Source organism: Bacillus methanolicus PB1 (assembly GCF_000262755.1).
GTDB lineage: Bacteria > Bacillota > Bacilli > Bacillales > Cytobacillaceae > Bacillus_Z > Bacillus_Z methanolicus.
The window spans coordinates 404,139-419,005 of the sequence record NZ_AFEU01000003.1 but is presented as its reverse complement, the minus strand read 5'-3'; the positions used below and the strand labels follow the sequence as shown (position 1 = coordinate 419,005).

The following is a 14,867-nucleotide window of genomic DNA, read 5'->3' as shown; positions in this document are numbered from 1 at the left end:
TTTATTATGAACACTTTAACAGTTAAAGAACTTCAATCACGTAATGAGATTATTGCAGCATTTCCAGTTATGAGCAGTTGCGAACTCATCTTGATGAAAGTTCTTACCTTGAACTAATAAAGGAGGCGCAAGAAAAAGAAGAATATAAAATGTTCGCTTTATTTGATGGCGATGAAATTGTTGCAGTTGTTGGTTTTCAGCCAATGATAACACTTTATTATGGCAGATTTGTTTGGGTTTGTGACTTGGTTACAGATGCCAATAAGCGTTCAAAAGGGTACGGTGAGAGATTGCTTACATATGTTCATGAATGGGCGAAAGAAAATAATTATGAAAGTGTTGCTTTATCTTCAGGTATACAACGTACAGAAGCACACCGATTTTACGAAAATAAAATGAATTATGATAAAGTAAGTTATGTATTTAAAACTTCTTTAAAGTAAGGTATGAGTAAAATGTTTGTGGTAAAAGAAAATAACCTCTTCAATAGGTGAAGGATGGGGACATCCTTCACCTATTGAAGAGGCCACCAAGCGATAGCGCGGTAGCTGCTAAAAAATTTATAAATTTTTGTGTCTACTTTATTGACCTAATATCATATCTTATCTTCTCCTTTTTTGAACGGTAAGAGTTCTGAATTAGTCCTCCTCCTCATCTTCTTCATCTGCAAATTCAAAATCTGCTTCTGTTCCATCCATATATTCTGCAACAATTTTTACCTCTGCAGTCTTCCCGTTTTTTACTGCATCTAAAATTTTCCGTAAAGCATTTTCTGTTGAAGTATCGGGGGATAGAGAAAAACCATTCGTGAATTCACATTTAATTTTCGCTTTTCTAATTTCGTGTGTCATGATTTTTTTCCTCCATCATTTTTTATTTTAAAAATGTTCACATATAACAATATGCTAATAAGGCCTTATTTATTATATATTCCCTTGAACCTCCCATCCTTCTCAAGGGTGTAAAATGACACAAGATTAAGGATAAAAATTCTATTTGGACAGCACTTGAAGGGACAAACATTCAAAAGTTGCTAGCTTAATATTTAACAAAAAATGCTGTAAAGTACATGATTAACAGTCCAATTGTGAACCCGGAAAGATTTAACCATGAGACGAATGGTTCCCTATAGGTTTTATGGTCTTCAATAAGAATTTTCGTAATGACATAAATCACTTGCAAAATGGCCCCTGCTCCAACTCCTAAGAATAGAGCACCCCAGATTGGCGAGAAAATGAACCCACCAAACCAAGTACCAAGGATCGCAGGTGCACCAGCGACTGTTCCGAGAATCAAAAAGTCCTTTGTTCGTGGTTTGGTTTTTAAAAGTGGAGCAGCTATTCCGATACCTTCTGTAATATTGTGTAGAGTAAACCCAATGATTAAAAATGTTCCTAGTGCGGCTTCTCCCAGAGCAAAGGACGATCCGATTGCCAATCCTTCCCCAAAGTTATGAAGCCCAATTCCAATGGCCATAAGAAGTGCCAATCTGTAAGGTGAGTAGCCATTTGATTCTAGTTTTCTATTCTGATATTGGTCAAATCCGATCAATAGTAAAAAGGTAATTGCAGCTCCTATTATGACGACCATATTCCCTTGAAAGACAGAAGGAGCCTCGGCGCCGATTTCAAATCCGTCAGCAAGTGTTCCAACAAATAGGAACAATAAGAGTCCGACAGTGAGTGCAAGTAAGGCATTAATCCATTTTCGCTTAAAATGCTTCATAAATGGATACCATAATAAACCAAGAGTGATAGGGACAATTCCGACATAAAAACCGATAAATCCATAGTTTAAAAAGTTACTCCAGCTAGCTTCAGGAGTCAGTGTTGCCGCAGCAATTTCTCTTTCGGTTACAATGCCATTTTCAGTGATGATTTTAATGGTATGAGGATCTCCTTCAACCCATGGATAAGAAATTGTTACTTTTCCTTTCTCAAATCGTTTGAGTGTAGGATTAGGGGAAACGCTGAAATTCCAAATAGAATCATCTACAATCACTTGTGAAATCGTAAGCGTTTCTGGACCGGTATTACTTACCGAAAGTTCAAACCCTGAATTTGTTACTTTAATCCTTTCAATATTCAATACTTCGATAGGTGCAGCAGGATCTTGTTCGACACCTGCTCCGTTTTTCAACACCCATGATAATACCCCTATAAACATTACTAAAGGAATTAAACCTGAGATAATCCATTTTTCCTTCATTTTGCCAACCTCCTTTACTCTACTTCAAAAAATCCCATCCATCCCAATTCAGCAAATTCACTGACGTGGGCATGGAACATGTAGCTTCCCTTGTATGGAAATCTCATTTCTAGAATCCCGCGCTCGCCCTGACACTGCATGATCGTATCGGTAAATTGAGCCGGGTTATCATTTCTTCCTGTGGGATAATACGTAAAATAGTTAGCATGAAGATGGAAAGAGTTAATTAAATCAAATTCCGTTAAGTTACTAAGATAAATACGGACTAGCTGGTCTTTTTTTACTTTTATTGGATGATTCATGAATGCGAAGGCATATCCATTAACGGTGTAAAACTCATTTTCACCGTCCAAATCCAAGTCGAACCCATTCATTACCATATTTAACTCTAACGCCGGTTCTCTTGGTGTTTTCGGATCAATAATAAAGTTTCCATACAACCCCTTATGAATATGACGGGCAAGTGGTAATACATGACAATGATATATCTGCAATCCATATGGCTTGGCTTCAAACTCATAAGTGAACTTTTCCCCTGGGTAAATCGCAGTAATTCCATCCATATTTGGCGGATGAATGCCATGAAAGTGAATAGAGTGAGGATGGCTTCCTTTATTTGTAAAATGAAAACGAAGTAAGTCTCCCTCCGTACAACGAAACGTAGGGCCTGGAATGGTTCCGTTATACGTCCACCCTGGAAATTTAATGCCTTTTGCAATTTCAATTTCTTTGTCAATAGCAACAATTTCATATTCTCGCAGGGTCTGGCCGTTAGAAAGTTTGGTTACCTTTCCATAATCAAATTCAGTTAATAGTTTCTCAGCCATTTTGTAACCAGAAGTTTTCGTATTATCGTTCATCATTTGATTATGGTCCATATTATTGTGCCTCTTATTATGCGATTGAGCTTTAACTGGGGAATTAAATGATGTTAATCCATTTAGAAAATAACTCCCTGTCAACCCCAAGGCGCCAGTAGCTCCCAATTTTAATATATCTCGTCTAGATATTTGGTTTTGTTTAGACAATTTTGAACAACCTCTAAAAAGTTTCCTTTGTGCAAAAGTATGATCCTTTTCTAAACTTTATTCCAACGGCTAAATTTTGTCAATATTATTTTAATATTCATAATGGACAAATAATTAAGTTTACAATAAAGTTTGTATTTATAATATAGGGATTGATCATGGGAACCTAAAGTTCGTACAGACTTAATACGTTTCGAAAGGATATTTAATTTTGGATTCACTTGTTCTTAGAATAAAAATGGCTGTCGACAAAGTCGACAGCCATTGGAGAAATAACATTATATCCCTTTTTTAATTTAATGAATAATCCAAATTTACCAATCCCATTTGCTCTCTACTATACCAAATTTCTCCGCAAGCATAAGAAATAGTGTGGTTTGTTTTCCCTCTAAAGCTTCTTTTGTACATTTTGTGTTTGGTTCATAATATGTTTTCTTCACTTTTTTTAATGTCGTTTCCTCTAGCCAGTTGGATGCAATCGATTGCTCAAAACAGATTGGAGCAATGTATGTTTTCGTTCTATGGTCCAGTATCATTCTCGTATCGTCTGATGGAGTTTGTTTAAAAGGTACGAAGAAAAAAACGCCGAGTATGATGATCAGAATAACGATCAAAAAACTTAACCACTTTAACCATTTTATTTTAGTTGACATTTCATTTAACACTCCTAACAGTTACTGCACTTTAACCCCTTTTTAATACTTAATAAAAGATGATCTTTTCAAATCTTATTACAAAAAGTTTAAGAAAAAAAGCGGTAATGTTAAAGTTAAATAAGTTTTCACTTTTTTTATCATGAGAATGTTGAAAAACTGGAGAGAAAGCCTTATATAGGATAAGATCGCAAGAAATTTGGGGGGAACAAATGAAATGAAAGATTTTTGTTTAGGGTTGAATAGTTTAAAACAGGAGCACATTTATAAGGTTCTTTTGTTTATTTATATATTTAATGTGTAAGTGTGTAATGATTTGCTTGTGAATGTTTTATTTATTTTTATAAAATCAAATAATATATGAATTAAGAGCCGGTGGAAGATAAATTGAATAATCCAATAGAAATTGGTATTATCCGGATAAAAAACGGAAAATTGTAAATAAAAGTTGAACTATTCTTGAATATAACACATAATATATATGAGCATATATTCATATAACGAAAGGAAGAAGAATATGGGACATCATCATGGACATTCCCATGGACATGGCCACTCGCATGCACATACAGGGAATAAAAAAGCTTTATTTTTGTCTTTGTTATTAATTTCATCATTCATGGTTGTAGAAGTTATCGGCGGTATTATAACAAATAGTTTGGCTTTGCTTTCAGATGCAGGTCATATGCTTAGCGATGCAGCCGCATTGGGTTTAAGTTTTTTTGCGATTAAACTTGGGGAAAAAAAGGCCTCAGATACAAAAACTTACGGGTATAAGAGATTTGAAATTATTGCAGCTGCATTAAACGGAATTACCCTCATCCTTATTTCTCTTTATATTTTTTATGAAGCGTATCAACGATTTTTTAATCTACCTGAAGTGCAAAGTTTGGGAATGTTAACAATATCATCCATAGGATTATTGGTAAATATTATCGCTGCCTGGATCTTAATGAGAGGGGATAAAGACGAAAACCTTAATGTAAGAAGTGCGTTTCTTCATGTTTTAGGAGACATGCTTGGTTCTGTTGGTGCGATCGTCGCTGCCTTACTTATTTTCTTTTTTGGTTGGGGCATTGCCGACCCAATTGCAAGTGTGATCGTTGCTATACTCATTATCATTAGTGGCTGGAGGGTAACAAAGGATTCCATCCATATTTTGATGGAAGGAACTCCTAAGCAGTTTGAATTGGAAAAATTAAGAGCTTCCCTTTTGGCAATACCAAAGGTAAAAGAAGTTCATGATTTGCATATTTGGTCGATTACTTCCGGTATGCCAATGCTAAGTTGTCACATTTCCATTGAAGGAGATGGAGTACATGATACAGTTTTACATCGTGCACAATCCATCCTCCATGATGATTTCGGAATCGAGCATAGTACGATCCAGGTAGAAAAAGAGGAGCATGGATGTCCGAATCATCATGGAAGCTGTAATTAATGATGATTGGCATGCTCAATCGTTTGTTTTAGAAGATCCATTACATGCTCATCATCACATGAATAAAATAGGGTAGTTCCTTCACGTCTGAATTTTACCAAACGCAGGTTTTTTAAAAAGCGCAGCTGATGCGAAACAGTTGATTGGAGTAAGGATAGCTTTTCAGCGATTTCGTTTACTGAATGTTCCCCTTGGAACAATAAATGCAGAATCCGAATCCGGGTTGGATCAGATAATGCCTTAAAAGTTTGAGAAACAATAAATAAGGTCTCTTCATCAAGTTCCTTTGCATTAGGCTGTTGTTTATCTTTCTCCATAGTTATCATCCTCCTAGTCTTATTATAACGATAGTTGCATTGAAGCAAAATCATGGGCTTTCTACACCCATGATTTTTAGTATCTAATTATTTAGACTAGAGAATTATTAATGAATACATTGATTTTAATTTAAGTGAATATACTTGTACAAACTAACACATATGTGGAGGCCTTTTATGATCGACGAGTTAAAATTCAGTATTTATGTTATGGGATTCATTTTTTTAGGCACCACACTGGGAGGATGGATTACCAAGTATATATCTTCCAATCTAAAGGTAAACAACTTATACATAAATGTATTTTGTGGTGGGTTATTAATAGGGCTGATAGGATTTGACTTACTTCCAGAAACACTTCAATATTTAAATCCTATAGGAGTTTATGCAGGTATATCGCTTGGAGTAATCTTCATGGAAATAATCGACCGATTAGTGCATAAAACGAAACATCGTTACAAGGAAGAAATAGAATCGTTCATTTTGTTATTTATCGCTTTATTTATCCATAGTATTCCAACAGGTGTTGCATTAGGAATGAATCTTCAAAAACCGATTCTAAATCATTCCTTCTTAATAGCTGCCATTGTCCTTCACCACATTCCTGAAGGGGTCATTATGATGGCTTCCATTTTGCACTCAAAAATGAAATTAAAAATATTCTGGTTCTTTTGCTTCATCCTCTCCTTTGCTGTTGGATTAAATACCTTTTGGGGTATCGAATTAAAAATTCAATCTGTAAAATTCTATACGTTATTAAGCGGTGCAGCCATTGGCACTTTAAGTTATGTATCTTTTTATGAAATATTATGGAAGCATTCTTTAGCTTTACCCCTAATAAAAGTGGTGATGACCACCTTGTTAGGGGTCATCTTAATGAAAATGTTTACGATTTTTATGCCAATGATTCATTAATATATATAAGCATTGAGGGAGCTGCCATATGTTTGGCAACGTGGAAAAGTGAGAAAAAAATAAGCAAGGTGCGTAGCAAATAATGATGCGTTTTGCTTAGCAGTTAATAGCGATTCTTTATAACCTCATTTATCGAAGTCCTCAATACATATCTACAACGACTTTCAATATGGTATAAAACTACCTAACTTCAAATAAAGCAGGTATTTTTTGTCATCTTTCTTGCTTAATTTTGTGATACTGAATTCAAAGACAATAAATATTCGATAAGTGCTTTTTGCTCGTCCTTTGAAAAACCAGAGCCGGAATCAACCCAAAATTCATGACCTTTTCCTGTGATTCTAACTACATTTAAATCTTCTGATGATTGATTGGTTTTTATCACCTTTTGTCTTATATTTCGATCAATTAACGCGAGCAAACTATTGTGTGGATCGGCGGATATTCCTTTTAACATTGTCTCAGGTAGACCTGCCTGTTTTAGTGACTTTCCAACAGCAACACCGCCGTCATGTAAATAAGGGGCGCTCCAATAAAGGCCAATTAAGCTTGGCACTTTATAACCACCAGGTGAATCGCCTTTTGCCCAAGCAAGTTTGATTTGTTCAGGATCAAGCTGTTTTGTAGGCACCTTCAATACCTTTGCATTTTTAGCAACAGGGACAGGTGTATCTAGTGAATAGATTGTACTTTCTCCAAATATTTTTTCCGTTTTCTTAAAAGCTCCTGCTCTTGTAGGCTCAGTTCCAATCACTTTTGCTGAAATCACCTTATTGTTGGTCAAATAATTACCTGCGTGGCAGGTGATGCACCCGGCTTTTGCAAACACCCTTCGTCCCTCGGTGACCATTTCCTTATTTACTTTTTTTCGTGGTGTTGGAGGCTCAAGCGTAAGTTGCCAACCTGCTACTGCGTTATTTTGTTCATTCACTTTGTGGCCTGGGGAACTCACGTGCAGTCCATCTGGCGCCACCAACGTAATTTTTGGAAAAGAAGGGGGTTTCTCCATTTGATTAATCCCCGGAACCCCTGGTGTAGGATCAATTTTGGCAAAAAACACAGATGGTTTCTCTCCTCTTTTAGGGTCATATCTATATTTTTGGTCAGCTGCATTTTGTAGAATGGTTCCAATATAAACCTCTGGGTCGATTCCAAAAAGAGCTTGACTAACAGGAGCCTGTGCAAGCGCATCCGAATTTTGCGCATGGACATTATTACTGAACACAGTTAAACCTTTAAACGGACCGGCCATGGCTGCGCCACTCCAACTATATGGATGATCGCCCAATGTAAAGGCATCCGGTATTTGTGTCGGATTACTTTTCATATCAATCGATGAGTCAAAATTTCCTCGCGGCCATTTTATAAATACTTGATCTACCGCAGCTTCTAATTTTTTTGGATCTGGCAGTGGTTCCTTTTTTCCATTTGTCGTAACAACCTTCCGATCAAGATCTTTTAAATAGTTCTTAATACTTTTTATTTCTGAATGAGGGAAATAAGCAGCTGAATTTGTCGCTAAAGCTAAGATAAGGCCGGTATTTAAATCAGGATTCGTAACACCATCCATAACCTCAAGTGTTTTGGGGTGGACGGTTGCATGACAAGCAGCGCAACTAATTCCAACTTTGATTTTACCTTCCGAATATTTCACTGGCATGCCAAGCGGTGCATAAACCCCTTTTGGCACATCGATTCCGGTATCGATTTTATCTCCCTTCTTAAATGTTTTGTCCCCGATTTTTACTGCTTCCGCTAGTTCAACCTGAAGATTCGTTGTTCCTTTTCCTTTCAGTGCAACGATTGCTTTCGCCATATTGGCCACAGTAATCGGTCCATTGACAATCCCTAACACATCCGTTAAAAAGACTTCATTACCAAACGTTTCCTTATAAAAGGTTTCTCTCCCAAGGTTAAGCAGTTTGTTATCGATTTTGACAGCTCCGTTTTCAGCAGATAAATACGCACGACCCTTGGGTGTTTTTAATTGCTTTTCTGCTTCTTCTTTCGAAATCATTTCACCCCAAATATCAAAGGCACCTGTCATCATCCTATTTTCTTTTGACATCACTTTTTCCTTTGAAGGTATGTAGGCGTACTCAGGTTCCATGAATGTGATGATGAAAAAGCCGACCACAACGATAAACAGTAATAGAGCGATAACGGTAAGCAATTTTTTGACTCTCATATTTAGCCTCCCTTCAAAAAATTAGCTTACCCAATTTTTCTTTGTTAATAGGTACATTTCTAAAATTTTGAAAGCTACATAACTTTTTATTGTCGATTTCATCAACACGATTTTTGACAGAAAAAAGCTGGTTCCTTAAGGCGGTAGTTGATAAACTATAATACAAATTCAAGTAAAACTCCTTTGGTGTATATCCATCATTCATTTTCGATTGTATTTATCTTCTCAGATAGGCTTTATTTTTATCTTGACAATGTTCTGGTCCAACAAATATATTATAGACGATACCTAAAAAGTTTCCCTAAGGAAAAAAAGAGGAAAATATATCACTATTTGATAAAATTAATAATTAACGTTTTTTATAACAATATTTTTTTACCTTAAAATTTTCCCTTGGGCAAAACAAATGGTTTAACGACAATCCAATTTATTGGTTTTTAAGAATATAAGATAGGAGGAGTGAATGTTATGAACGGCAACGCTGTTAAACAAGAACATTTTCCCATGGAAAACAAAACTATACAGACTGCTCGTGCTGCTTTAGATGGGCAAACACGGGGTTTGAAAAGATTTTTGCCGTTTTTAGGCCCTGCTTTTATTGCCGCGGTAGCTTATATTGATCCTGGAAACTTTGCAACCAATATTGCATCAGGTTCACAGTATGGATATTTACTTCTTTGGGTGATTCTCGCTTCCAACTTAATGGGTATTCTGATTCAATCATTGTCAGCAAAACTAGGAATTGCTACAGGAAAAAACTTACCTGAAGTTGCTCGTGAACAATTTTCTAAACCTACTTCCATAGGATTATGGATTCAGGCTGAACTCGTTGTCATGGCAACTGATCTCGCCGAGTTTATTGGTGCATCATTAGGATTGAATTTACTTTTTGGTATTCCTTTGTTACCGGCAGCCTTTATTACAGCAGCAAGCTCTTTTGCAATTCTTGAATTACAGAGACGAGGATTTCGGCCACTTGAAGCTGCCATTACTGGTATGGTTTTCATTGTAGTCATTGCGTTTGGAATTCAGGTATTTTATGCAAAACCAGAAGTTAGCCCTCTTCTAAATGGACTTTTTGTACCTCAGTTTCAAGGTGTAGATAGTGTCTTGCTTGCAGCAGGTATCCTTGGAGCAACCGTAATGCCACACGCGATTTACTTACATTCTGCTTTAACTCAGCGAAGGGTTATTGGAAAAACGGACGAAGAACGCCGGAAAATTTTTCGGTTTGAATTTATTGATATCTTGATTGCAATGGCTATTGCGGGCGCAATCAATGCGAGTATGCTAATTATATCCTCTGCTCTGTTCTTTAAAAATAGACTTAACATACAAGATTTAGATGTTGCATTTCAAGAATTAGGAAACCTCGTTAGTCCCTTTTCTGCTATTCTGTTCGGAATTGGTCTTCTGGCAGCCGGTTTATCAAGTTCATCGGTGGGGACTCTGTCTGGTGATATCGTTATGCAAGGGTTTATTAATAGGAGGATACCGTTATACGTAAGAAGGTTGATCACGATGATGCCGGCACTTGCCATTATTGCCATGGGGATTAATCCTACAAAAGCCCTGGTTATAAGTCAGGTTGTTTTATCATTTGGTATTGCATTTGCGCTTATCCCTTTAATTATTTTTACTAGCAATCGTCGTCTGATGGGTGGATTAGTCAATCATCGAATAACCACTGTTATTTCTTGGTTCATTGCCGGATTAATTGTCATATTGAATATATTCCTTCTTTACCAGACCTTCTTTAACAGGTAAATATTGCTTTAATCGAAAAATAGCGAATGAGAGAACCTGTCCATTCGCTTTTTTTCGTTTATAAAATGGAATATTAGGTTATTAAAAATCCCTATTAATTTTCGGAATAAAAAACAAGAGGAAATCTGATGCTACTTTTATCCTTTTGGCATAGGAGTTGGAGTAGGCGGTGTACCTATTCCTTCATATTTTTTATCAATCATTTGGCGAATCTCTTTCAAAGGAGTTCCTTTTTCATACTCTGATTTAGCCTCACGGGCTATGTCTACACAAACCCCTCAGCCAAAGCCCATCGTGTCGAGAGTAGCCACTTGACCTTCAACTTTGTCTACAAAGCAGTCGGTATTACTGGTGTGGCCATCTTCTTCGTAACAGCCGCAATAACAAGGCATATAATCCAAGACCTCTGGATGTTCAACAGCAAATTGATAGGCCTCCAATATTTCCGGACTTTCGGTGACAGATGTAACATCAGACCAATCATTGCTGCCAATCTTATATTGCAGCACCGATTCATTTTGATTCTTATGATCCCCGGTTGTCATTTCCTCAGTATTTGAAGAACAAGCAACCATTATTGTTGCTGAAGCGATGATAGAAAATATCATTTTTCTCATAGTTTTCACCTCTTTTCTTCTATTTCTCTAATATCAACAAAAATACCATCTAGATAATTCGTTATAAGAATATCGAAAATCGTTAATTTCTTCAATGGATGAAAATGCCGCATTTTACAGATTTCAAATTATTATTTTGATTGACAATCAAACAAATATTTGAATATTATATAATCAAACATTTATTTGAACGTTTTACAATGAGGTGGATCGTTTGAAAGAACACGATGTTTGTGAAATATCTTGTGTAGATGAAGAAAAAGTAAATCGTGTGCGTAAAAACCTGGAAAAACAAAAAACGATTGAAATTGCGAAAGTTTTCAAAGCTTTATCTGATGATACACGAATTAAAATTGCGTATGCATTATCAATAGAAGAAGAGCTTTGTGTATGTGATGTTGCTAATATTGTTGGAGCTTCTACCGCTACAGCCTCGCATCATTTAAGACTCTTAAGAAACCTTGGGTTGGCAAAATACCGGAAAGAAGGAAAACTTGTCTTCTACTCGCTTGATGACGATTATGTAAAGCAGTTGATTCAATTGGCCTTTACTCACCAAAAGGAGGTGATGAACCGTGGCTGAAGCAAAAGAACAGCACGTGGAACGACACGTTTACCGAGTACAAGGATTTTCCTGAATTAGCTGTGCCGGAAAGTTCGAACAGAACGTAAAACACCTGGATGGTGTTTTGGATGCAAAAGTCAATTTTGGAGCTTCAAAACTCACGGTTTATGGAAATACAACGATTGAAGAATTAGAAAAAGCAGGAGCTTTTGAAAATCTGAAGGTTTTTCCGGAAAAAGGAGAACAACTTTCTCAAAAGAAGGAACCTTTCTGGAAAGATTATTCAAACATTCTGGTGTCACTGCTTTTTATTGCAATGGGATATCTTTCTCAATTTATGAATGGAGAAGAAAACACTACTACGATATTAGCTTTTTTAACGTCAATTCTTGTTAGCGGATTCTCATTATTCAAAGAAGGGATCAAGAATTTATCCCGATTACAATTTGATATGAAAACCCTTATGACCATCGCGATTATTGGGGCAGCGATCATTGGCGAATGGAGCGAAGGGGCCGTTGTCGTTATCCTGTTTGCCATAAGCGAGGCTTTAGAAACCTATTCAATGGATAAAGCGAGAGCTTCTATTCGGTCTTTAATGGAAATTTCTCCAAAGGAAGCATTAGTCCGACGCAATGGCAAAGAAACAATGATTCATGTTGATGATATTGAGGTTGGTGACATCATAATCGTAAAACCCGGGCAAAAAATCGCCATGGATGGTGCAGTAATAAAAGGGCGATCTTCGGTGAATCAAGCGGCTATAACCGGAGAGTCTGTACCTGTTGAGAAAACGGTGGATGATGAAGTTTTCGCCGGGACATTAAATGAAGAAGGAATATTGGAAGTAAAGGTAACAAAACGTGTGGATGACACAACCATTGCGAAGATTATCCACCTGGTCGAGGAGGCTCAAGCTGAACGAGCACCTTCCCAAGCATTCGTAGACCGGTTTGCCAAGTATTATACGCCTGTAATCATGATAATCGCTGCGCTGGTTGCGATCATTCCTCCGCTTCTTTTCGGCGCAAGCTGGAATGAATGGATTTATCAAGGATTAGCCGTTTTAGTCGTTGGGTGCCCATGTGCATTAGTTGTTTCAACCCCAGTCTCGATTGTGACAGCGATCGGTAATGCAGCCAGAAATGGAGTGCTGATTAAAGGCGGAATCTATCTTGAAGAAACCGGGGCTTTAAAAGCAATTGCCTTTGACAAGACGGGAACGCTGACGAAGGGTATCCCTGTTGTGACAGATTTTAAGAATCTTACGACAATGGAGGATCAACAACTTTTCTCCATTATCGCGGCACTTGAATATCGATCGCAGCACCCACTTGCTTCTGCCATAATGAAAAAAGCAGAAGAAGAGGGCATAGCATTTAAAGAAGTGCAGCTAGATGGTTTCTCATCCATTACCGGGAAAGGAATAAAAGGAACAATTAACGGAGCCGCATATTACATTGGAAGTCCAAATTTGTTTGAAGAAGTCCTGAAAGAAGGTATCGCCCCTCGCATTCGGGAAGAAATAAGGGCTCTTCAGGACCAGGGAAAAACCGTGATGGTATTCGGCACAAATGAAGAAGTTCAAGCTATTGTGGCAGTCGCAGATGAACTCAGAGAAAGCAGCAAAGATGTAATTGAGAAACTTCACTCTCTTGGAATTGAAAAAACGATCATGCTTACCGGCGACAATAAAGGCACTGCAAAGGCAATTGGCGAACAAGTTGGCGTCTCGGATATCCAAGCAGAGTTATTGCCGCAAGATAAATTGGAGTTTATTAAAAAACTTCGAAATGATTATGGTAAAGTCGCCATGGTCGGAGACGGAGTCAATGATGCGCCTGCCTTGGCATCTGCCACAGTAGGTGTCGCCATGAGTGGAGCCGGGACCGATACAGCACTGGAGACAGCTGACATCGCTTTAATGGGGGATGACTTAAGAAAACTTCCGTTTACGGTAAAACTCAGCCGAAAAACCTTGGCAATCATAAAACAAAATATTATTTTTTCCATAGGTGTTAAATTATTGGCCCTTCTGCTTGTCATTCCGGGCTGGCTGACTCTATGGATTGCAATTTTTGCCGATATGGGAGCAACCTTGCTAGTAACATTAAATGGACTGCGTCTTTTAAAGGTTAGGGATAAATAAGAGCGAGGCTGTCTCATAAGGGTCTGACCCCATGTGCATTTATAATATATAGCACATTTATCCAACATTATGTCCTATATATTGTGTTATGGGGTCTGACCCTTAGGCTTTTGAGACAGCCTCGTTTTTAATGTAGTTCGATCCGGTTGGGAATAGCAAGCTCCCATTTTTTAATATTGGCTCTGTTAAATTATAGTGTTAATTTTTATCACATAGGAAACAGACCGAAAAAAATTAGTCTTTTTTTCTGTTAGTCGCAAATGAACATAGGTGTTTAGGCTACTTCTGATGTAAAATAATACTGTCCGTACAGAGCTAAACCTTTTGTTATAACTAATTTACATTTTAGGAGCTTCCATACCTATATTGGCCCATTCCTCTTTTGAAGGACCGTAAATACCGGGAACGTTTAATCCAGCTTGCCTCATAAGAACCGTCATCTGTCCTCGATGGTGGACTTGATGCTGAATCAAAAACAGCAAAAGTAGCCCGTTTGGCATTTGTTGGCCAAAAAAGTCGGTTAGGTCTTTCAGGTTATTGTCGGTCCATTGGGTTTTCATTGCCTGTACAAAGGCAGCACTGGCTTGATGATAGCTTTCAGCAATAAACTGAGCAGAAGCAGGAACGGGCCAATCTTCAGACGGGGCTTCAAACGTTAGTCCTGTATGTGAGGAAATGATGTGAATAGCGGTAACGGTATGCCATGCAATTCGTCCTAATGTCCAGTTCTGTGAAGTAACTTCCTGTTTAAGTGACTCATCAGTAAGATTTTCTAATATTTTTTTAGTTGCCTTTTCCTCGAATCCCCAAGAGCTAAAAAAATGATCTAATGTTTGGAACAAAAAAATCCCTCCTAAGATTTCTAAATAATAGATTCGCTAAATTATTAGAATTACCTTCCGCATATTACGGATTACTTTCCCCATTATATACCATTGCTCTTTAATATTCATTAACAAGTACTACAAGCAGATACGAAATATAAAAGTTGTTGCTTATATAAGTTTATTATTATATGA

At 37.2% G+C, this 14,867-nt stretch carries 13 protein-coding genes and 1 pseudogene; 6 read left to right on the top strand and 8 right to left on the bottom strand.

Going from position 1 to position 14,867, the window contains the following annotated elements; all coding sequences use genetic code 11:
- The first annotated feature begins 6 nt into the window (after positions 1-6).
- Positions 7-443 (top strand): annotated as a pseudogene (locus PB1_RS11770) (GNAT family N-acetyltransferase).
- Between the two features lie 195 nt (positions 444-638).
- Here the strand turns inward: PB1_RS11770 and PB1_RS11765 are convergent.
- From PB1_RS11765 to PB1_RS11750, 4 genes are all read right to left on the bottom strand, one after another.
- The gene (locus PB1_RS11765) at positions 639-851 is read right to left on the bottom strand and encodes a hypothetical protein (protein ID WP_004436805.1); all 213 of its coding nucleotides are present in this window, start codon (positions 849-851) and stop codon (positions 639-641) included.
- A 187-nt stretch (positions 852-1,038) separates the two neighbouring features.
- Positions 1,039-2,208, bottom strand: coding sequence for a ZIP family metal transporter (locus PB1_RS11760; RefSeq protein ID WP_004436803.1), 1,170 nt, complete (start codon positions 2,206-2,208; stop codon positions 1,039-1,041).
- 14 nt (positions 2,209-2,222) lie between these two features.
- Positions 2,223-3,086, bottom strand: coding sequence for a multicopper oxidase domain-containing protein (locus PB1_RS11755; protein WP_004436801.1), 864 nt, complete (start codon positions 3,084-3,086; stop codon positions 2,223-2,225).
- A gap of 464 nt (positions 3,087-3,550) precedes the next feature.
- Positions 3,551-3,889: a hypothetical protein gene (locus tag PB1_RS11750; protein WP_004436799.1), complete on the bottom strand. Its 339-nt coding sequence runs from the start codon at positions 3,887-3,889 to the stop codon at positions 3,551-3,553.
- A 517-nt stretch (positions 3,890-4,406) separates the two neighbouring features.
- On the opposite strand from PB1_RS11750, the gene PB1_RS11745 reads away from it, so the two are divergent.
- A complete protein-coding gene (locus tag PB1_RS11745; protein WP_004436797.1) occupies positions 4,407-5,330 on the top strand; it encodes a cation diffusion facilitator family transporter in 924 nt (307 codons plus the stop codon).
- On the opposite strand, the gene PB1_RS11740 is transcribed toward PB1_RS11745, so the two are convergent.
- Positions 5,327-5,647: an ArsR/SmtB family transcription factor gene (locus tag PB1_RS11740; RefSeq protein ID WP_004436795.1), complete on the bottom strand. Its 321-nt coding sequence runs from the start codon at positions 5,645-5,647 to the stop codon at positions 5,327-5,329. The genes PB1_RS11745 and PB1_RS11740 overlap by 4 nt on opposite strands.
- Before the next feature lie 177 nt (positions 5,648-5,824).
- On the opposite strand from PB1_RS11740, the gene PB1_RS11735 reads away from it, so the two are divergent.
- Positions 5,825-6,562: a ZIP family metal transporter gene (locus PB1_RS11735; RefSeq protein WP_004436793.1), complete on the top strand. Its 738-nt coding sequence runs from the start codon at positions 5,825-5,827 to the stop codon at positions 6,560-6,562.
- A 226-nt stretch (positions 6,563-6,788) separates the two neighbouring features.
- Here PB1_RS11735 and PB1_RS11730 read toward each other — a convergent pair whose 3' ends face one another.
- Positions 6,789-8,750 carry a hypothetical protein gene (locus tag PB1_RS11730; RefSeq protein ID WP_004436792.1) on the bottom strand — a complete coding sequence of 654 codons (1,962 nt, stop codon included), beginning with the start codon at positions 8,748-8,750 and terminating at the stop codon, positions 6,789-6,791.
- A 504-nt stretch (positions 8,751-9,254) separates the two neighbouring features.
- Here PB1_RS11730 and PB1_RS11725 point away from each other — a divergent pair.
- Positions 9,255-10,517, top strand: a complete 1,263-nt coding sequence (locus tag PB1_RS11725) for an Nramp family divalent metal transporter (protein WP_162139930.1) — start codon at positions 9,255-9,257, stop codon at positions 10,515-10,517.
- Between the two features lie 137 nt (positions 10,518-10,654).
- On the opposite strand, the gene PB1_RS18160 is transcribed toward PB1_RS11725, so the two are convergent.
- On the bottom strand, positions 10,655-11,134 hold the full coding sequence (locus tag PB1_RS18160; protein WP_337999024.1) for a PCYCGC motif-containing (lipo)protein: 480 nt from the start codon (positions 11,132-11,134) through the stop codon (positions 10,655-10,657).
- A gap of 214 nt (positions 11,135-11,348) precedes the next feature.
- On the opposite strand from PB1_RS18160, the gene PB1_RS11715 reads away from it, so the two are divergent.
- Positions 11,349-11,717 (top strand): ArsR/SmtB family transcription factor, encoded by a 369-nt coding sequence (locus tag PB1_RS11715; protein ID WP_004436786.1) that lies wholly within the window; start codon positions 11,349-11,351, stop codon positions 11,715-11,717.
- On the top strand, positions 11,710-13,848 hold the full coding sequence (locus PB1_RS11710; protein WP_081485623.1) for a heavy metal translocating P-type ATPase: 2,139 nt from the start codon (positions 11,710-11,712) through the stop codon (positions 13,846-13,848). Before PB1_RS11715 ends, PB1_RS11710 begins: the two co-directional genes overlap by 8 nt.
- A 338-nt stretch (positions 13,849-14,186) precedes the next feature.
- Here the strand turns inward: PB1_RS11710 and PB1_RS11705 are convergent, their stop codons facing one another.
- Complete coding sequence (locus PB1_RS11705; protein WP_004436782.1) at positions 14,187-14,690, bottom strand: DinB family protein; 504 nt, start codon at positions 14,688-14,690, stop codon at positions 14,187-14,189.
- Positions 14,691-14,867: the final 177 nt, after the last annotated feature.

What these genes read in the sequence shown, in the direction of transcription:
- PB1_RS11725 (WP_162139930.1), top strand. Translation starts at nt 9,255, where the DNA reads ATGGAAAACAAAACTATACAGACTGCTCGTGCTGCTTTAGATGGGCAA.
- PB1_RS11735 (WP_004436793.1), top strand. Translation starts at nt 5,825, where the DNA reads ATGATCGACGAGTTAAAATTCAGTATTTATGTTATGGGATTCATTTTT.
- PB1_RS11765 (WP_004436805.1), bottom strand. Translation starts at nt 851, where the DNA reads ATGACACACGAAATTAGAAAAGCGAAAATTAAATGTGAATTCACGAAT.
- PB1_RS11750 (WP_004436799.1), bottom strand. Translation starts at nt 3,889, where the DNA reads ATGTCAACTAAAATAAAATGGTTAAAGTGGTTAAGTTTTTTGATCGTT.
- PB1_RS11730 (WP_004436792.1), bottom strand. Translation starts at nt 8,750, where the DNA reads ATGAGAGTCAAAAAATTGCTTACCGTTATCGCTCTATTACTGTTTATC.
- PB1_RS11760 (WP_004436803.1), bottom strand. Translation starts at nt 2,208, where the DNA reads ATGAAGGAAAAATGGATTATCTCAGGTTTAATTCCTTTAGTAATGTTT.
- PB1_RS11745 (WP_004436797.1), top strand. Translation starts at nt 4,407, where the DNA reads ATGGGACATCATCATGGACATTCCCATGGACATGGCCACTCGCATGCA.
- PB1_RS11755 (WP_004436801.1), bottom strand. Translation starts at nt 3,086, where the DNA reads ATGGACCATAATCAAATGATGAACGATAATACGAAAACTTCTGGTTAC.
- PB1_RS11740 (WP_004436795.1), bottom strand. Translation starts at nt 5,647, where the DNA reads ATGGAGAAAGATAAACAACAGCCTAATGCAAAGGAACTTGATGAAGAG.